The sequence below is a fragment of the Kocuria sp. CPCC 205231 genome, from assembly GCF_040980965.1.
Lineage (GTDB): Bacteria > Actinomycetota > Actinomycetes > Actinomycetales > Micrococcaceae > Kocuria > Kocuria rosea.
On record NZ_JAVKPP010000005.1, the window covers coordinates 217,075 to 234,861 of the forward strand.

15 protein-coding genes and 1 riboswitch are annotated in these 17,787 nt (G+C 75.3%); of the genes, 8 read left to right on the forward strand and 7 right to left on the reverse strand.

Annotation, left to right across the window (positions count from 1 at the left end):
* The first annotated feature begins 148 nt into the window (after positions 1 to 148).
* Positions 149 to 547, forward strand: coding sequence for a phage holin family protein (locus RF640_RS07145; RefSeq protein WP_368827262.1), 399 nt, complete (start codon positions 149 to 151; stop codon positions 545 to 547).
* A 44-nt stretch (positions 548 to 591) separates the two neighbouring features.
* Positions 592 to 2,307 carry an alpha/beta-hydrolase family protein gene (locus tag RF640_RS07150; RefSeq protein ID WP_368827264.1) on the forward strand — a complete coding sequence of 572 codons (1,716 nt, stop codon included), beginning with the start codon at positions 592 to 594 and terminating at the stop codon, positions 2,305 to 2,307.
* Positions 2,308 to 2,366: 59 nt separating this feature from the next.
* On the opposite strand, the gene RF640_RS07155 is transcribed toward RF640_RS07150, so the two are convergent.
* From RF640_RS07155 to RF640_RS07170, 4 genes are all read right to left on the reverse strand, one after another.
* The gene (locus RF640_RS07155) at positions 2,367 to 3,662 is read right to left on the reverse strand and encodes a PLP-dependent aminotransferase family protein (protein ID WP_241975615.1); all 1,296 of its coding nucleotides are present in this window, start codon (positions 3,660 to 3,662) and stop codon (positions 2,367 to 2,369) included.
* A 4-nt stretch (positions 3,663 to 3,666) separates the two neighbouring features.
* Positions 3,667 to 4,881, reverse strand: coding sequence for a M24 family metallopeptidase (locus tag RF640_RS07160; protein WP_368827266.1), 1,215 nt, complete (start codon positions 4,879 to 4,881; stop codon positions 3,667 to 3,669).
* The gene (locus RF640_RS07165; protein ID WP_368827268.1) at positions 4,871 to 6,388 is read right to left on the reverse strand and encodes an NAD-dependent succinate-semialdehyde dehydrogenase; all 1,518 of its coding nucleotides are present in this window, start codon (positions 6,386 to 6,388) and stop codon (positions 4,871 to 4,873) included. The genes RF640_RS07160 and RF640_RS07165 overlap by 11 nt, the downstream gene beginning before the upstream one ends.
* Positions 6,389 to 6,482: 94 nt before the next feature.
* Entirely contained in the window at positions 6,483 to 7,754 is a 1,272-nt protein-coding gene (locus RF640_RS07170) for an aspartate aminotransferase family protein (protein ID WP_368827270.1), read from the reverse strand.
* Positions 7,755 to 7,818: 64 nt separating this feature from the next.
* On the opposite strand from RF640_RS07170, the gene RF640_RS07175 reads away from it, so the two are divergent.
* Together RF640_RS07175 and ald are read left to right on the forward strand one after the other, a co-directional pair.
* On the forward strand, positions 7,819 to 8,820 hold the full coding sequence (locus RF640_RS07175) for a D-2-hydroxyacid dehydrogenase (RefSeq protein WP_368827272.1): 1,002 nt from the start codon (positions 7,819 to 7,821) through the stop codon (positions 8,818 to 8,820).
* Positions 8,821 to 8,895: 75 nt separating this feature from the next.
* Positions 8,896 to 9,990, forward strand: coding sequence for an alanine dehydrogenase (gene ald, locus RF640_RS07180; RefSeq protein ID WP_368827274.1), 1,095 nt, complete (start codon positions 8,896 to 8,898; stop codon positions 9,988 to 9,990).
* Between the two features lie 25 nt (positions 9,991 to 10,015).
* On the opposite strand, the gene RF640_RS07185 is transcribed toward ald, so the two are convergent.
* Positions 10,016 to 10,516, reverse strand: coding sequence for a MarR family winged helix-turn-helix transcriptional regulator (locus RF640_RS07185; protein WP_126346914.1), 501 nt, complete (start codon positions 10,514 to 10,516; stop codon positions 10,016 to 10,018).
* A 73-nt stretch (positions 10,517 to 10,589) separates the two neighbouring features.
* Here RF640_RS07185 and RF640_RS07190 point away from each other — a divergent pair, with 73 nt between their 5' ends.
* Positions 10,590 to 12,530 (forward strand): ABC transporter ATP-binding protein, encoded by a 1,941-nt coding sequence (locus RF640_RS07190; protein ID WP_368827277.1) that lies wholly within the window; start codon positions 10,590 to 10,592, stop codon positions 12,528 to 12,530.
* Between the two features lie 73 nt (positions 12,531 to 12,603).
* On the opposite strand, the gene metE is transcribed toward RF640_RS07190, so the two are convergent.
* Complete coding sequence (metE, locus tag RF640_RS07195) at positions 12,604 to 15,009, reverse strand: 5-methyltetrahydropteroyltriglutamate--homocysteine S-methyltransferase (protein WP_368827279.1); 2,406 nt, start codon at positions 15,007 to 15,009, stop codon at positions 12,604 to 12,606.
* Between the two features lie 56 nt (positions 15,010 to 15,065).
* Positions 15,066 to 15,992: a methylenetetrahydrofolate reductase gene (locus tag RF640_RS07200; protein ID WP_017833075.1), complete on the reverse strand. Its 927-nt coding sequence runs from the start codon at positions 15,990 to 15,992 to the stop codon at positions 15,066 to 15,068.
* 70 nt (positions 15,993 to 16,062) lie between these two features.
* Positions 16,063 to 16,169: riboswitch (SAM riboswitch) on the reverse strand.
* Between the two features lie 265 nt (positions 16,170 to 16,434).
* On the opposite strand from RF640_RS07200, the gene RF640_RS07205 reads away from it, so the two are divergent.
* The 3 genes from RF640_RS07205 to RF640_RS07215 are packed head-to-tail and all read left to right on the forward strand — an operon-like array spanning position 16,435 to position 17,708.
* Positions 16,435 to 16,788, forward strand: a complete 354-nt coding sequence (locus RF640_RS07205) for a helix-turn-helix transcriptional regulator (RefSeq protein ID WP_095649820.1) — start codon at positions 16,435 to 16,437, stop codon at positions 16,786 to 16,788.
* A 3-nt stretch (positions 16,789 to 16,791) separates the two neighbouring features.
* Positions 16,792 to 17,289: an SRPBCC family protein gene (locus tag RF640_RS07210; RefSeq protein ID WP_095649819.1), complete on the forward strand. Its 498-nt coding sequence runs from the start codon at positions 16,792 to 16,794 to the stop codon at positions 17,287 to 17,289.
* A gap of 2 nt (positions 17,290 to 17,291) precedes the next feature.
* The gene (locus RF640_RS07215) at positions 17,292 to 17,708 is read left to right on the forward strand and encodes a VOC family protein (RefSeq protein WP_017833078.1); all 417 of its coding nucleotides are present in this window, start codon (positions 17,292 to 17,294) and stop codon (positions 17,706 to 17,708) included.
* The last annotated feature ends 79 nt before the right edge of the window (positions 17,709 to 17,787 follow it).

The following is a 17,787-nucleotide window of genomic DNA, read 5'->3' on the forward strand; positions in this document are numbered from 1 at the left end:
GGAGGCTACTCCAGGAGCCCGGATGCCGGAATTGTGTCCGGCCGGCCCGCCGCATCACCCGTCGCGGGTGATGCGGGGCCCGGCCGTGGGCGCGACAGTGGGAGCACCGTCCGGCAGGCAGCGGGGCGCAGCAGGACAGGAGACAGCCATGGTCGTGTCGCTTCTCGTGCGGTGGGCGGTGCTGGCGGGGGCGGTCGAGCTCACCGCGTGGTTGCTCCCGGGGTTCTCCATCCAGGGCGGTCTGCTCTCCCACCTGGTGGTGGCGCTGTGCATCGGCCTCTGCAACGTGCTCGTGCCGCTCGTCACCGCCCGGCTGCCCCAGCCGGGGTCGGTGGTGCTGCTGGCGCTGCTCACCCTGGCGGTGAACGCGGTGCTCATCTGGGTCTTCTCCGCCCTGACGGGCCTGCTGGCCGTCTCCGGGCTGCTCGTCGCCGCGCTGGCGGCGCTGCTCATCTCGGTCTTCGCCGCCGTGCTGTCCCTGGTGGCCGATCGGCTCCTGGCCGCGCGCGCCCAGCGCACCGGTCCGGCCCCCGCCACTCGCGGGTGAGGCGCCCCGCAGGCGCCGGGAGGGGCGGCGACTACGCTCGTGCCATGGACCCCGGTTCCAGCGCCCCCGCCGTGGCGCGCTCGATCGGCCTCGTGCTCGGGCTCGGCCTCTCCGTGGCGGCGGTGACGCCCTCCCTGCTGCCGCGGCCGCCCGTCTTCCAGGGCTTTCTCGCCGGGGTCGGTTTCACGCTCGGCCACGGCCTGGGGGTCCTGCTCGTGGGGCTCGTGCTCCGGGCCGCTGCCGCCCGCCGCACCGGCGGACTCCCACCGGCCCGGGGCTCCGGGCGCGGCTCCCGCCGGACCGCCGTGCGGGAGTGGGCGGCGACCGCCGTCCTCGTGGTCCTGGGCTCGCTGGCCCTGTCCGCCCTGGTGGTCGAGTGGCAGAACGACGTCCGCGCGAACGTGGACATGCCCCCTCGGGCCGCCGCCGGGCTGGGCCCGTTCCTGCTGTCCTGGGCGCTGACCTCCGCGGCGGGACTGGGGCTCCTGGGCGCGCTGGGCGCCGTGCGGCGGCGCGCCCGCGACCTCGCCCGCCGTCGCGGCGCCGGCGCGGGCGCGGCCTCGGCCGTCTCCGTGGCCGCCGCGGGCACGGCCGTCCTCCTGGCCGTCCTGCTCGTGGTGCTCGGCGTGCTGGCCGCGGCGGACCGGGTCTACGCGGCACGGGACGCGACGACCCCCGAGGGCGTGGCCGAGCCCGGCTCCCGGTGGCGCTCGGCGGGCGGGGACTCGCCGGTGCGCTGGGAGGCGCTCGGCATGCAGGGCCGCGCCTTCGTCGGCGGCGGGCCCACCCCGGCGCAGATCGAGGAGGTCACGGGCCGTCCCGCGGCGGAGCCGGTGCGGGTCTACGTGGGGCTGGACCAGGCCGAGACGGCCGAGGAGCGCGCCGCCCTGGCCGTGGACGAGCTGCGCCGCACCGGCGGCTTCGAGCGGGAGGTGCTGGTGGTGGCCGCGCCCACCGGGTCGGGCTGGCTCGAGCGCCAGTCCGTGGACACCGTGGAGTACCTCAACGCGGGGCGCACGGCGATCGTGGCCACGCAGTACTCCTACCAGCCCAGCTGGGTCTCCTTCCTCTTCGCCCCGGAGCTGCCCCGCGCCTCGAGCCGGGCGCTGTTCGACGCCGTGCACGCCGAGTGGGCGCGGATGCCGGCGGGGGACCGTCCCCGGCTGGTGGTGTACGGGCTGAGCCTCGGCGCCTCCGGGATGCAGTCCGTGTTCGCCGACGTCCCGGAGATGACCCGCCGCACGGACGGCGCCGTGTTCACCGGCCCGCCGAACAACGCCCAGCCCTGGCGGAGCCTGCAGGAGGGCCGCGACCCCGGCAGCCCCGTGTGGCAGCCGGTCCTGGACCAGGGCCGGACCGTGCGCTGGCTCTCCGTCCCGGGGGACTTCGACGCCGTGCCCGGGCCGTGGGAGCGCCCGCGGATCGCCTACCTCCAGCACGCCACGGACCCCATCACCTGGCTGGACCCCGCCGTGATCTGGCAGCGGCCGGAGTGGCTGGCGGGACCGCAGGCCGAGGGCGGGCGCGCCGCGGACGTGAGCGACGCGATGGTGTGGATCCCGCTCCTGACCTACCTCCAGCTGGCCGTGGACATGGTCCTGGGCGAGGCCGTCCCGGCCGGCCACGGGCACAACTACGGGGACGTCGCCGTGGACGCGTGGGCCGCCGTCCTGCCGGACCACGGCCTGGACGGGCCGGCCCTGGACCGCGTCCGGGAGGTCATCGCCGCCTACCCCTACGAGGACGCCGGGGCGGACTGAGGCCGGCGGCCGGGCGGGGCGCGGTCGTCCCTGCCGCCGGGTCCCGGGCCGGCCCGGTGCTACCGCCCCGTCAGCTCCGCCCGGGCGAGGTCCAGGGCCCGGGCCAGGCGCTGCACGCCCACCTCCGTGCGCTCCGGGCTCGTGGAGGCGAAGCACAGCCGGAAGGCGTCCTGGAACCGGCCCGAGGGGGACAGCGCGGGACCGGGGATGAAGGCGACCCCCTCGGCGAGGGCGATCTCGAACAGCCGGGGCGTGGCCACGGCCGCGTCGTCGCCCTGCAGGGTCACCCACAGGAAGAAGCCGCCCTCGGGGTCGGTCGTGACCACCCGGGAGCCCAGGTGACGGGCGATCGAGGCGTCCATGGCCTGTTTGCGCCGCCGGTACTCCGTGCGCAGGCCGGCCAGGTGGTCGTCGTAGCCGCCCTGGCGCACGAACCGCTCCACGATGTGCTGACCGGGGACGTTCGTGCAGGTGTCCATGGCCTGCTTGCCGGCGATCAGCAGCCTCCGCAGCCGAGGGTCGGCGTCCACCCACCCCACGCGCAGCCCCGGGGCGAGGACCTTGGAGAAGGTCCGCACCGAGAACACGAGCGGGTCGTCCGGGCTGATCTCCCGGAACCCGGGGACGTCCTCGCCGGCGAAGCGCAGGCCCCCGTACGGGTCGTCGTCGATGATCACGGAGCCCCACCGGTGCGCGAGGTCCAGGAGGCGCCGCCGGCGCGGCTCGCTCAGCGTGGTGCCGGAGGGATTCTGGAAGTTCGGGATCGTGTAGACCGCCCGCGGGGTGCGCCCGGTCTCGGCGACCAGCGTCTCCAGCGCGTCCACGTCCATGCCGTCCTCGTCGACGGGGACCTCGAGCAGGTCCGCGCCGTAGCTGAGGGCGGTGCCGGAGCCGTTCGTGTAGGTGGGGGACTCGACCACCACGAGGTCGCCAGGGTCCACGAAGAGCTTGAACGCGAGGTCGAGGCCCTGCATGCCGCCGGAGGTGATGACGAGCCGTTCGGGCCGGGTCGGCTCCGGGGTCGTGGAGTGGTGGGCCACGACGGTCTCGAGCAGACCGGGCTCGCCCTCCGTGGCCCCGTACGTGAACGAGCCGGCGCCGAGGACCTCGGCGGCGATCCGCCGGAACTGCTCCGTGGGGATCACCTCGGCGGCCGGGGCGCCCATCGCGAAGCGGACGATGTCGTGGGTCTGGGCGGCGAGCAGGGACGTCGAGGAGTCGATGACCGACCCCACGAGCCCGTCCGCCCGGCGGGCCAGGGGCAGCAGGCCCCGGGCGGGGTCGCCGCCCACCCCCGCGGTGGGGGTGGTGCGCAGGCCGGCCACGGTGGTGAGGGATGCGGCGGTGGTGGTCATGGGATCACTTCCTGATGAGGGCTCGGGGGAAGGAGGTCAGGGCCTCCGTCCCGGTGGCGGTGATGCGGATCGACTCGGAGACCTCGTAGCCGTACCCGGTCATCCACATGCCGCAGATGAGGTGGAACGTCATGTTCTCGGCGAGCACGCTCTCGTCCTCCGAGCGGATGCTGATGGTGCGCTCGCCCCAGTCGGGGGGATAGCCGATGCCCACGGAGTAGCCGAGCCGGCTGGGCTTCTCGAGCCCGAACTCCGCGAGCGCCCAGTTCCAGGTGCTCGCGAGCTCGCGCACCGGGACGCCCGCGGCGGTGACGTCGAGCACGGCCTCGAGCCCCGAGGCCACGGCCTCCTCGAGCAGGCCCAGCTCGGCCGTGGGCGGGCCGAGCATCACCGTGCGGGCCAGCGGCACGTGGTAGCGCCGGTGCACCCCGGCGAGCTCCACCACCACGGCGTCGCCCTCCCGCAGCACCCGGTCCGACCACGTGAGGTGCGGGGTGTCGGCGGAGGCCCCGGTGGGGAGCATCGGGACCATGGCCGGGAAGTCCCCCCACGCGTCGTCGACCCCCTCGACCTGGGCCCGGGCGATCTGCGCCGCGACGAGGTGCTGCGGGACCCCGGGCTCGATCGTGTCGATCGCGGCCTGCATCGCGGCCGTCGTGACGCGGGCGGCCGTGCGCAGGTACTGGATCTCCGCCGGGGACTTCACGGCGCGCACCCAGTTCACGAGGTCGAAGGCGTCCACGAGGGTCCACTCCGGGAGGGCGTTGACGAGCGAGCGGTAGCCCTTGGGGGAGAAGAAGTGGGAGTCCATCTCCAGGCCCACGCACCCCCGGGCGGCGGGGGCGACCCGGCCGCGGCGGCGCAGGGCGAAGGCCACCCAGTCGAAGGGGTGCAGGTGCGGGCGGTGCACGTAGCGCTCGGGGTAGCCGACGATCTGCCCGGGGTCCAGCCGGGCCGTGCGGAACGCGCCGTTGGCGTCCATCTCCCGCAGGAACAGCAGCAGCTCGCCCTCCGCCGGCACGAACAGCAGCTGCGGGGTGTAGAAGGACCAGGCGTCGTAGCCCGTCAGGTAGAACAGGTTCGCGGGGTCGGTCACCAGCAGCGCATCCAGGCCCTGCTCCGTCATCCGCCCCCGCACCGCGCGCAGCCGGGCGGCGTACTCCGCGTCGGGGAACAGTGCGGGGCGGACGTCCGGATCGGCCACGGTGTCATCGGCCACGGGGCACCGCCGTGTACTTCGTCTCGAGGAACTCCTCGATCCCCGTGCGGCCGCCCTCGCGCCCGAGGCCCGAGGCCTTGACCCCGCCGAAGGGCGCCGCCGGGTTGGAGACCAGCCCCGTGTTGATCCCGACCATGCCGACCTCGAGGGCCTCGCTGACGCGGAAGCTGCGGTCCACGTCGCGGGTGAAGAGGTAGCCCACGAGCCCCCACGGGGTGTCGTTGGCCCACCCGAGCACCTGCTCCTCGGAGTCGAACGCCACCACGGGCGCCACCGGCCCGAAGATCTCCTGGGACATGAGCGCGGCCTCGGGGCTGACCTCGGACAGCACGGTGGGGGCGTAGAACCAGCCCCGGCCCCCGGCCCGGCGTCCCCCGCACAGCACGGACGCCCCCCGGGCCAGGGCGTCGTCCACGAGCTCCTCCACCTTGGCCAGGGCCTTCTCCTCGACGAGGGGGCCCACCTGGGTGCCCTCGGCCACGCCGTGGCCCACGGTGAGGGAGCCCATGCGCTCCGCGAGGCGTGCGGAGAACTCCCCGGCCACGGAGCGGTGGACGAACAGGCGGTTGGCCGCCGTGCAGGCCTCGCCCATGTTGCGCATCTTCGCGGTCATCGCGGCCTCGACCGCCACGTCGAGGTCGGCGTCCTCGAACACGATGAAGGGGGCGTTGCCGCCCAGCTCCATGGACGAGCGCATGACGTGCTGGGCCGCCTGCTCGAGCAGCCGCACCCCCACCTCGGTGGAGCCGGTGAAGGAGATCTTGCGGGCGATCCCCGAGGACATCCAGGGCCCGACCACCGAGGAGGCCCTCGAGGTGCACACGACGTTGAGCACCCCCGCCGGCAGTCCGGCCTCCACCAGGACGTCCACGAGGGCCAGGGAGGACAGCGGCGTGAGGTTCGCGGGTTTGAAGACCATCGTGCAGCCGGCCGCGACGGCCGGGCCGATCTTGCGGGTGCCCATGGCCAGCGGGAAGTTCCACGGGGTGACCAGCACGCAGGGTCCCACCGGCTCCTTGGAGACCAGGATCCGGGTCCTCCCGTCCCCCGAGAGGGTCATGTCCCCGCCGATCCGCACGGCCTCCTCGGAGAACCAGCGGAAGAACTCGGCGGCGTAGGCGACCTCCCCGCGGGCCTCGGCGAGGGGCTTGCCCATCTCCGTGGACATCACCAGCGCGAGCTCGTCCCGGCGGGCCATGATGAGGTCGTGGGAGCGGCGCAGGATCTCGCCGCGCTCGCGGGGCGCGGTCCGGGCCCAGTCCTTCTGGGCCCGCCCCGCGGCCTCGATCGCCCGGACGGCGTCCTCCGGGCCGCCGTCCGCCACCGTGGCGACGACCTCCTCGGTGGCCGGGTCCACCACGTCGAAGCGGCGCCCGGAGGCGGCCTCGGTCCACTCGCCGTCGACGAAGACCCCGGTGCTGACCCCGGCGACGGCCTCCCGGGACCGGCGCAGGACGTCCTCGGAGGCGGTGATGGGGGCGGTGGTGGGGGCGGCGGAGTCGGTCACGGGGTGTCCTTCCGGTCGGGATCGGCGCGGGGTGCGGCGCGGGGTCCGAGGCGGGATCCGGTGCGTCCGGGCGCGGTGCGGGACGGGACGGGGCTCATGCGGTCGCCGCCGCCCCGGCGAGGACCTCGGCCAGGGCGGCCTCGAAGCGCTCGAGGCCCGTGCGGACCTCCTCCTCGGAGACCACCAGTGCGGGGATCAGCCGGACCACGTTGCCGGCCGGCCCGCAGGTCAGGGTGAGCAGCCCGTGGCCGGTGGTGGCCTGCTGCACGGCGAGCGCGGCGGCGGCGTCCGGGGAGCCGTCCTCCTGTGCGAACTCGACGCCCTGCATCAGCCCGCGGCCGCGGACGTCGCTGATCCCGGGGTAGCGCTGCTGCAGGGGCTGCAGCCCCGCCTGCAGCTGGTCCCCGCGGACCCGCGCGTTCTCCACCAGGTGCTCGTCGCGGACCACGTCCAGGGTGGCGCAGGCCGCCGCGGCGGCCACGGCGTTGCCGCCGTAGGTCCCGCCCTGCGAGCCGGGCCAGCCCCGCTCCATCAGCGCGGTCGGCGCCGCGATCGCGGAGATCGGGAAGCCCGAGGCGAGGCCCTTCGCGGTGATCAGCACGTCCGGGACCACGTCCGCGAACTGGTGGCCCCAGAACCGCCCGGTCCGCCCCACCCCGGCCTGCACCTCGTCCAGCACCAGCAGGATCCCGTGCCGGTCCGCCCGCTCCCGCAGCCCCTCGAGGAAGGCCGGCGGGGTGGGCAGGTAGCCGCCGTCGCCGAGCACGGGCTCGATGAGGAGGGCCGCGGTGTCCTCGGGCGCCGTCCTGGTCACCAGGAGGTAGTCCAGCTCCCGCAGGGCGAAGTCGACCGCCGTCCGCTCGTCCCACCCGTAGCGGTGGGCGTAGGGGAACGGGGCCATGTGCACCCCGCCCATGAGCGGGGAGAAGCCGGCGGAGAACCGGGTGCCGGCGGTGGTGAGGGTCGCCGCGGCCACCGTGCGGCCGTGGAAGCCGCCCTGGAAGACCACCACGTTGGGCCGGCCCGTGGCCATCCGGGCCAGCCGCACCGCGGCCTCGACCGCCTCGGAGCCGGAGTTGGCGTAGAACACGGAGTCCAGGCCCGGCGGCAGGACCTCGCCCAGCTTCTCGGTGAGCTCGAGCAGCGGGGGGTGCAGCACGGTCGTGTACTGGGCGTGGATGACCCGGCCGACCTGCTCGCGGGCCGCCTCGACCACCCGGGGGTGGCAGTGGCCCGTGCTGGTCACCCCGATCCCGGTGGTGAAGTCCAGGTACTCGCGCCCGTCCGTGCCGGAGATCCAGCAGCCCCGGGCGGAGTCGACGACGACCGGGGTCGCCTGCTTCAGGAGCGGACTCAGTGAGGTCATGGCCCATCATGGGAACAGCCCGTGCAGATTGTCAACAATCGGACCGCCCCCGTAGGGTGGCCCCATGAGCACCGTGCGCGAGCCGCCCCGTGTCGTCGTGCTGACCGCCGAGGGCACGCCACCGCCCGGCAACGAGGAGGCCCTCCGGGCCCTCGCCGACGTCACGGTGGTGACGCGCGAGAGCCTCGCCGACGCCCTCGCGGGGACCGGCGGGCGGCGCCCGGCGGAGGTGCTGCTGCTGTGGGACTTCTTCTCGGACGCGCTCGCCGGCGCGTGGGACGCCGCGACGGGGCTGCGCTGGGTGCACGTCGCGGCCGCCGGGGTGGACGCCGTGCTGTTCCCGGCGCTGCGCTCCTCGGCGGTGCTGGTGACCAACGCGCACGGCGTCTTCGACCGGCCCATCGCCGAGTTCGTCCTCGCCGCGGTCCTGGCCCAGGACAAGCAGCTGCACCGGAGCGCGCGGCTGCAGCGCGAGCACCGGTGGGTGCACCGCGAGCTGCGGCGCACCCAGGGCTCCACGGCCCTCGTCGTGGGCACCGGGGGGATCGGCCGCGCCACCGCCCGCCTGCTGCGGGCGGTGGGGGTGGAGGTCCGCGGCGCCGGGCGCACGGCGCGGGCGGAGGACCCGGACTTCGGGACCGTCGTCCCCGCCGCCGAGCTGGCCGAGCACGCCGGGTGGGCGGACCACGTGGTGCTGGCCGCCCCGCTGACCGGGCGGACGCACGGGATCGTGGGCCCCCGGGTGCTCGCGGCGATGTCCCCGCACGCCCACCTCGTGAACGTGGGCCGGGGCGCGCTGGTGGACGAGGACGCGCTGCTGGAGGCCCTTCGGGCGGGGCGTCCGGCCGCCGCGACCCTGGACGTCTTCGACACGGAGCCCCTTCCGCGGGACCACCCCTTCTGGGCGATGGACAATGTGCACGTGTCCGCGCACATGTGCGGGGACGTGGAGGGGTGGCGGGACGAGCTCGCCGCCCAGTTCGAGGACAACCTCCGGCGCTGGACGGCCGGGGAGCGGCTGGTCGACCAGGTGGACAAGAACGCCGGCTACGTCCGCTCCCGGTGAGGGGGCGGCGGGACCGCCGGCGACGGCGCCGCGGGTCCCGTGCCGGCGGGCCACGACGAGAGGAGAGCACGGACCATGCGCGTAGCAGTTCCCAGAGAGATCAAGCCGGCCGAGCGGCGGGTGGGCCTCGTGCCCGCCGGGGTGACCCAGCTCGTGCGGGACGGCCACGAGGTGCTCGTGGAGACCGGCGCGGGGGAGGGCTCCGGGTTCGACGACGACGCCTACACCGCCGCGGGGGCCGAGGTGGTCGACCGGTCCGCCGTGTGGGAGCGGGCGGAGCTGCTGGTCAAGGTGAAGGAGCCGGTGGCCGAGGAGTACGGCTTCCTGCGCCCCGACCTCACGCTCTTCGCGTACCTGCACCTGGCCGCCGACCGCCCGCTCACCGAGGCGCTGCTGGAGGCGGGCACCACCGCCGTGGCCTTCGAGACCGTCCGCGCCGGCCGGACCCTGCCCCTGCTCCAGCCGATGTCCGAGATCGCGGGCCGGCTCGCCGCGCAGTCCGCCGCCCACCACCTGCAGTCCAACGCCGGCGGCCCCGGGCTCCTGATGGGCGGGGTCCCCGGCGTCGCCGCGGCCAGGGTCGTGGTGGTCGGCGGCGGGGTCGTGGGCACGCAGGCCGCCCTGATGGCCTCGGGGCTGATGGCCGACGTCACGGTCCTCGACGCCAACGGCGTGCGGATCCGCGAGCTCACCGACCTGCTCGGGCACCGGGCCCGCGTGCTGATGAGCGACGAGCACGTGCTCGAGGAGGAGATCTCCGGGGCGGACGTGGTGATCGGGGCGGTGCTCGTCCCGGGGGCGGCGGCGCCCAAGCTCGTGCGCCGCGAGCACCTCGCGGTGCTGCACGACCACGCCCTGCTCGTGGACGTCGCCATCGACCAGGGCGGGTGCTTCGAGACCTCCCACCCGACCACCTACGACGACCCGACGTTCGAGGTGGACGGCATCACCCACTACTGCGTGGCGAACATGCCCGGCGCGGTGCCGCGCACCGCGACCCGGGCCCTCGGCAACGCCACCACGCCCTATCTGCGGCGCCTGGCCCGCGGCCCGGAGCAGGCCCTGGCCGCCGATCCGGAGTTCGCGGCCGGGCTCAACACGGCCGCCGGGCGGATCCGGCACGCCGGGGTGGCGGAGGCCTTCGCGGACCTGCCCGCGCAGCTGGACTGAGTCCCGGCGGACGTCCCGCCGGGGCTCAGTCCGGCGCCGGGCCGTCCGCGGTGAGCAGGCGGAGCAGCCGCTCCAGCTCGACCCGGTCCTCCGGGGCCAGCCGCGAGAAGTACTCCTCGGACTCCCGGCGCCGGTCCTCCCGGACCCGCTCGCGCAGACCGGTGCCCCGGGGCGTCAGCGCCACCAGTGTGGCCCGCCGGTCGGACGGGTCCGGGACCCGTTCCACGAGCCCCTTCTGCTCGAGCAGGTCCACCACCTCCGTGGCGGACCGCGGGGCGATGCGCAGGGCCTCGGCGAGGTCCTTCACCCGCAGGCTGGCGGACCCGCCGCCGTGGCGGCAGGTCCCGGCCGGGCCGTGCCGGTGCCCCGGCTCACCGGCACATCCGGCGAGGGCGTCGAGCGCCCGGAACTGGTGCGGGGTCAGTCCGAAGGGGGCCAGCTGCTCGGCCCACCGGCGGCGCAGCCGGCGGAAGACGGCGTGCAGCAGGTCCCCCAGGCGGGCCGGATCCGGAGCGTCGTTGGGCATGGCGTCATCCTATCCCCATTGCGGGTTACCTCATAGAGAGGTAACCTCCTTGATAGTTCCCGAGGAGGATCCCATGGCGACGACCCAGCACCCCGCGCGCGTCCGCACCCCGGCGCACGACGGCGGAGGCACCCCGGCCGACAGCCCGGGCGTCCTGCCCGGCGCCGGCCCCGGAGGCGGCGGGGGCGGGGGCGGAGGTCGGCCTGCGCGCCGGAACCCCGCGGACCGGACGCAGCTCGCCCGGCACCCCGTCAGCCCGCGCCGGATCGCGGCGCTGTTCGCCCCGCACCGGGGCACGATCGCGCTCGTCGTCGTGCTCATCACCGCGTCCTCGGTCGTCAACCTCGCCCAGCCGTTCCTGGTCCGCGGCGTGATCGACGACGCCCTGCCGGGCGGCGACACCCGCCTGCTGGTGCTGCTCACCGCCTCGATGGTCGGGGTCGCGGCGCTCACCTCCGTGATCGGCGTGGTCCAGACCTGGATGGCCACCGCCATGGGCCAGCAGGTGATGCACGCGCTGCGCGTGCAGCTCTTCACCCACCTGCAGGCCCAGTCGCTGGGGTTCTTCACCCGGACCCGGGGCGGGGAGGTGCAGTCGCGGCTCACGCACGACATCGCGGGGATGCAGTCCGTGGTCACCAGCTCCGCCACGGGCGTGGCGTCCAACCTCACCACCGCCGTGGCGACGGCCGTGGCCATGGTGGCGCTGTCCCCGGCGATGAGCCTCGTCTCCCTGGTGGTGCTGCCGCCGGCGATCTGGCTCTCCCGCCGCGTGGCCCTGATCCGCCGGGACGTCACGGACGAGCGCCAGCGGGAGCTCGCCGCGCTCCACACCCAGGTGGAGGAGGGGCTGTCCGTCTCGGGGGTCCGCCTGGCCAAGACCCTGGGCACCACCGCGCGGGACGCGGAGCGCTTCACCGAGCGCTCCGACCGGCTCGTGGGCCTGGAGCTGCGCAGCCAGCTGGCCGGGCGCTGGCGGATGGCCACCATGCAGATCGTCTTCGCCGCCATCCCCGCCGTGATCTACCTGGCCGCCGGCTTCCCGGCCACCAGCGGCGGCATGACCATCGGCACCCTCGTGGCATTCACCGCCCTGCAGGGGACCATCTTCCGGCCCGTCATGGGTCTGCTGAACATCGGCGTGCAGTGGGTGTCCGCGCTGGCCTTCTTCAGCAGGATCTTCGAGTACCTCGACCTCGAGCCGCAGATCGTCCCGCCCGCCGCGCCCGTCCGGCTGGATCCGGCCGCCGTGCGCGGCGAGGTCCGGTTCGAGGGCGTGCGCCACGCCTACGACGACGGGGCCGACGTCCTGCACGAGCTCGACCTGGTGCTGCCGGCGGGCACCACCACGGCGGTGGTCGGACCCACCGGCTCGGGCAAGAGCACCCTCGGCTCCCTGCTGCCGCGGCTCAACGACGTCGCCCGCGGCAGGGTGACGATCGACGGCGTCGACGTGCGGGAGATCGATCCGGCGGACCTCGCCCGGATCGTGGGCGTCGTCTCCCAGGAGACCTACCTGGTGCACGCCACGGTGCGCGCGAACCTGCTGCTGGCCGATCCGGACGCCTCCGACGCCGAGCTGTGGGCCGCCCTGGGCGCCGCGCGCGTCGCCGACACCGTCGCCGGGCTGCCGGATGGGCTGGACACCGTGGTCGGCGCGCGCGGCCACCGCTTCTCCGGCGGGGAGCAGCAGCGCCTGGCCATCGCCCGGACCGTGCTGCGCAACCCGCCCGTGCTGGTCCTCGACGAGGCCACCAGCGCGCTGGACAACACCACCGAGGCGCAGGTCCAGGAGGCCCTCGACCGGCTGGCCGCCGGCCGCACGACCCTGACCATCGCGCACCGGCTCTCCACGGTCGAGAACGCCGACCAGGTCGTGGTGCTCGAGGGCGGACGCATCGTCGAGCGGGGCGCGCCGCGGGAGCTGCGCGCGGCCGGCGGCCCGTTCGCCCGGCTGGCCGCCCGGACCGGCCCGGCCGGCGGCGCCGGCCCGCGCCCCGGCGCCGCCTCCTGACCCGCGGGAGCCCGCGTGACCACGGACGTCCGTGGTCACGCGGGCTCCCGCGGGCCGGCCGGTGCGCCCGGGGTCAGCCGCGGGTGCCGTGCTGGACGATCAGCGGCCGGCCGGCGGGCTGCGCCACCCGCTCGCGCGCCGTCCGGGCCGCCGCCACGAGGTGCTCCAGCGACGCCCTCGTCTCCTCGTAGCCGCGGGTCTTCAGGCCGCAGTCCGGGTTGACCCACAGGGTCCGCGCCGGGACGTGCTCGAGGGCCCGCTCGAGCAGCTGCTCGATCTCCTCCTGGGAGGGCACGCGCGGGGAGTGGATGTCCCACACGCCCGGCCCGATGCCCCGGGAGAAGCCGGCGGCCTCGAGGTCGGTCAGCACCTCCATCCGGGACCGGGCCGCCTCGATGCTCGTGACGTCGGCGTCCAGGCCGTCGATCGCCCCCACCACCTCGCCGAACTCCGAGTAGCACAGGTGGGTGTGGATCTGGGTCTCGTCCCGCACCCCCGAGGTGGCCAGGCGGAACGCGTCCACCGACCAGCCGAGGTAGGCGGGCTGGTCCGCGCGGCGCAGCGGCAGCAGCTCCCGCAGCGCCGGCTCGTCCACCTGGATGATCCCGATCCCGGCGGCCTCGAGGTCCGCGACCTCGTCCCGCAGCGCGAGCGCCACCTGGTTCGCCGTCTCGCCGAGCGGCTGGTCGTCGCGCACGAAGGACCACGCGAGGATCGTCACCGGGCCAGTCAGCATGCCCTTGACCGGCTTGTCGGTGAGGGACTGGGCGTGGCCGATCCACGGCACCGTGAACGCCTCGCCGCGCAGGCCCGGACCCTCCCGGCTGACGTCGCCCCACAGGATCGACGGGCGGGTGCAGCGGGAGCCGTAGGACTGGACCCAGCCGTGGACGGTGGTCGCGAAGCCGTCGAGGTGCTCGGCGAAGTACTGGACCATGTCGTTGCGCTCCGGCTCGCCGTGCACCAGCACGTCCAGGCCCAGCTCCTCCTGCAGCCGCACGACCCGCTCGATCTCCTCCCGCAGGAAGGCGTCGTACTGCGCGTCCGTCAGGGCGCCGGCGCGGTGCCGGGCGCGGGCGGCACGGACCTCGGCGGTCTGGGGGAAGGATCCGATCGTGGTGGTGGGCAGCGGGGGCAGGGGGCCGGAGGCCGTGAAGGCCCGGCCGTCCTGGGCGCTCCGGCGGACCTCCGCGGCAGACCGTCCGATGTCCGCGGCGGTCAGCGACCCGGCGCGCTCGCGCACGGCCGCGTCCCGGACCCCTGCGGCGTCCTGCCGGGTGCGGCGGGCCTCGGCGGCCTCGGCCAGCTCCGGCGCGACCGCCTCCGTCCCGGCGGCGAGACCGCGGGCCAGGGTGACGATCTCGCCGACCTTCTGGTCGGCGAAGGCGAGCCAGCTCCGCAGCTGCGGGTCCAGCCGGGTCTCCTCGGCCACGTCGTGCGGGACGTGGAACAGGGACGTGGAGGAGGCCACGGACACCTGGGCGCCCCCGCGGGCCAGCTCCGCGAGCTGGTCGAGCCGGCCGGCCAGGTCGGCCCGCCACACGTTGTGCCCGTCCACGGCGCCGGCCACGAGCACGGCGGAGTCCTCGCCCCGGAAGAGCTCCAGCTCCTCGGCGGTGGGGGCGGCGCCCTTGACGAGGTCGAGGTGCAGGGCCTCCACCCCGGAGCAGGCCAGCGGGTGCAGCAGCGGCCCGGGGGAGCCGTAGGACGTGGTGACGAACAGCTGCGGGCGCCCGGTCACGGCGGTCAGGCCCGTGTAGGCGTCCCACACGGACGAGGCGAGCTGCTCGCCGGGGACGTCCTGGTCCGCCACGAGGGCCGGCTCCTCCAGCTGCACCCAGTCCGCGCCGGCGGCGGCGAGCTCCTGGAGCAGCCGCGCGTACACGGGCAGCAGCTCGGGGAGCCGCTGCAGCGGGTCGAAGCCCGCGGGGGCGTCGTCGTCGGCCTTGGCGAGGAGGAGGAAGGACACCGGGCCCACGAGGACCGGGCGGACGGTGAAGCCGTGTGCGGCGGCGCGGCGGACGTCGGCCACGAGCCGGTCGGCGGTGGCGCGGAGCGGGGTCTCCGGGCCGATCTCGGGCACGAGGTAGTGGTAGTTGGTGTCGAACCACTTGGTCAGCTCGAGGGGAGCGCGCCCGGCGTCGCCGCGGGCCAGCACGAAGCTCGCGTCGAGGCCGAGCCGGCCCTCGGCGTCGGCGAGATCGGCGAAGCGGGCCGGCACCGCCCCGAGGGCCACGGTGGTGTCCAGGACCTGGTCGTAGAGGGGGAACGCCGCGGGCAGGGACGAGTCCCGGGCGCCGAGGCCCAGCTCCACGAGCCGGCGGTGGGTCGCCAGCTGCAGGTCGGCGGCCGCAGACTCGAGCTCCTCGCGGGTCGAGCGCCCGGCCCAGTAGGCCTCCAGGGCCTTCTTCAGCTCGCGGCGGCGGCCGATCCGGGGGTAGCCGGTGATGGTGGCGGCGGGGAACGGGACAGTGGTCATGGTGGTCTCCTGAAGGGGTGTCGAGGGGTCGTGCGGAACGGTGGGTGGGCGCGTGCTCAGGCGGGGAGCAGAAGGTCCTCGAGCGCGACGGGCACGTGCGGGACGCGCGGGAGGTCCACGTGCTCCAGCAGGTCGAGCGCGGCCCCGTGCTCGTTGAAGGTGTAGAGGTGCAGCCCGGGGGCGCCGGCGTCCAGGGCGGCGCGGGCCAGCCGCGCCGCGAAGGCCACGCCGGCGCGGTGCCGCTCGGCAGGACCGGGCGCGTCCTCCAGCGCGGCGGCCAGGCCCGGGTGGGGCGCCAGGCCCGCCAGCCGGCACAGCGTCCGGAGCCGCCGCGGGTCGGTGACCGGCATGATCCCCGGGACGATCGGGATCGTCACCCCGGCCGCCCGCGCCGCCGCGACCAGGCGCTCGTAGCGCTGCGGGCGGAAGTAGACCTGCGTGATCGCGAAGTCCGCCCCGGAGCGCTGCTTGGCCAGCAGCACCTCGACGTCGTGCCGGAAGGACGGCGACTCCGGGTGCCGGGTCGGGTAGGCGGCCACGCCCACGGCGAGCCGGCCGGCCGCCAGGGCCGCGGTGTGGCGCTGCTCGACCTCGCGCACGAGCTCCACGAGCTCGCCGGCGTGCCGCAGCTCGCCCGGCTCGGCCCCCGGGTCGAGGTCGCCGCGCAGGGCCAGGACGCCCCGGACGCCGCGGCGGACCAGTGCGGCCACGGTCTGCTCCAGCTCGGCCCGAGTGCTGCCGACGCACGTCAGGTGGGCCAGGGGCCGCAGGCTCGTGCGCGCCAGGAGGTGGTCGAGCAGGGCGAGCGAGCTGTCCCGGCGCTGCTCGTCCCCGCTGTACGTCACCGAGACGTGGTCGGGACGGGTGGGCTCGAGCTCCTCGATGGTCCGCAGCAGCGTGTCGGCGCTCGCCGCGCTGCGCGGCGGATAGAGCTCGTAGGACAGGGACGGCGGCGCCGGCCGGGCGGTCGGGCGTGGTGTCACGTTCTTCCTCCAAGGGTCACCCCGAGGGAGGGCAGCAGCCGTCCCGGAGTGGACCCGGGAGGCTGCGACAGCTCCATCGGTCCTGGCGGGAGCACCGTTCCGCGCACCCCGTGGCGGGGGCGCGGATGGTTGCTGCGGCGTCGACGAGCCAGGTCTCTCGGCCGCTCTGGATAGATGCAGGACCCATTCCAGCGGCTGCCCCGCCGCGCTGCCAAGTGCGGGCGCCCAGAAGACGCCGGTGCGCCGACTGTGACGACCGCGGCGTCACAGGACGCAACACCGACGCGCGACGACGCACCGGCGACGACGCACCGGCGGCGAGGCCCATGAGGAGCGCAGGTCCGGGGCCGTCACGATCCGGTCTCGGGTCTTGCCGGGCCGGGGCGGGCGGCCTAGTCTTTGACAACCAACAGGTTGATCAAGGAATCAGTTGACAAACACCGTGGATCCCGGCGACGACGAGCTCGACAGGGCCTTCCTGGCCCTGGCCGACCCGGTCCGCCGCCGCATCGTCGCCCGGCTCAGCCGCGGACCGGCCACGGTCACCGAACTGGCGGAACCCTTCGCGATCTCCCTCCAGGCGGTCTCGAAGCACATCCAGGTCCTCGAGCAGGCGCAGCTCGTCACGCGCACCCGTGACGCCCAGCGCCGGCCCGTCCACCTGGACCCCGCACGGCTCGAGGCGCTCACCGCGTGGATCGACCGGTACCGGCTGGTCCGGGAGGAGCAGTTCCGCCGCCTCGACGCCGTGCTCGACACCCGAGCCGCGGACCGCGGCCAGCACACCCAGGACTGAACCATGGGACACGCACTGCACCTGACCGTCCCCGACGGCCTGCCCTTCATCGACTTCGAGCGCGAGTTCGACCACCCCGTGGCCGACGTCTTCCGCGCCCACGCCGACCCCGAGCTGTTCCGGCAGTGGATCGGGCCGCGCGGGCTGCGGACCCGGATCGACGGCTTCGAGTTCCGCCCCGGCGGCGCCTACCGGTTCGTCCAGCGCGGCGAGGACAGCACCGAGGAGTACGCCTTCCGCGGCGTCTTCCACACGGTGCGCGAGAACGAGCTCGTGGTCCAGACCTTCGAGTACGAGGACTGGCCCGACGCCGTGGACCTGGAGTACCTGCATTTCGAGGACCTGGGCGACGGCCGGTGCCGGCTGCGCGGGCACACCGTCCACGCGTCCCAGGAGGCCCGCGACGGGATGGTCGGATCCGGCATGGAGAAGGGCGTGGCCGAGGGCTACGAGCGGCTCGAGGAGCTGCTGGGCGGGCGGACCGCGCAGGGCGGGGTCTGACCGTGGACTGGACGCTCGAGGTGGTGCTGGTGCCGGTGCGCGACGTCGACCGGGCCGTGGAGTTCTACCGGGACCAGGTCGGCTTCCACCTCGACCACCACACCACCACCGAGCAGATGGACATCGCCCAGCTGACCCCGCCCGGGTCCGGCTGCTCGATCGTGGTGGGCAACCTCCCCGCCCACCGGGAGATGGCCCCCGGATCCCTGCGCGGGCTCCAGCTGGTGGTCGCGGACGCCCGGGCGGCCCGCGAGGAGCTGCTGTCCCGGGGCGTGGAGGTGAGCGGGATCACGGTGCTCGACGAGCGGGACGGCGGCACCGTCTTCGGCTTCAGCGACCCCGACGGCAACTCGTGGGCGGTCCAGGAGCTGCGGGTCCGCGCCGAGCGCCCGCTGATCCCGCCGGAGCACCGCCTCTGACACCGTCACCGGCGCCGGCGACGGCCGCGCACCGCGGCATGTCCTGTGCCCGTGGCCCCGGCGGAGCCGCGGCTCCGCC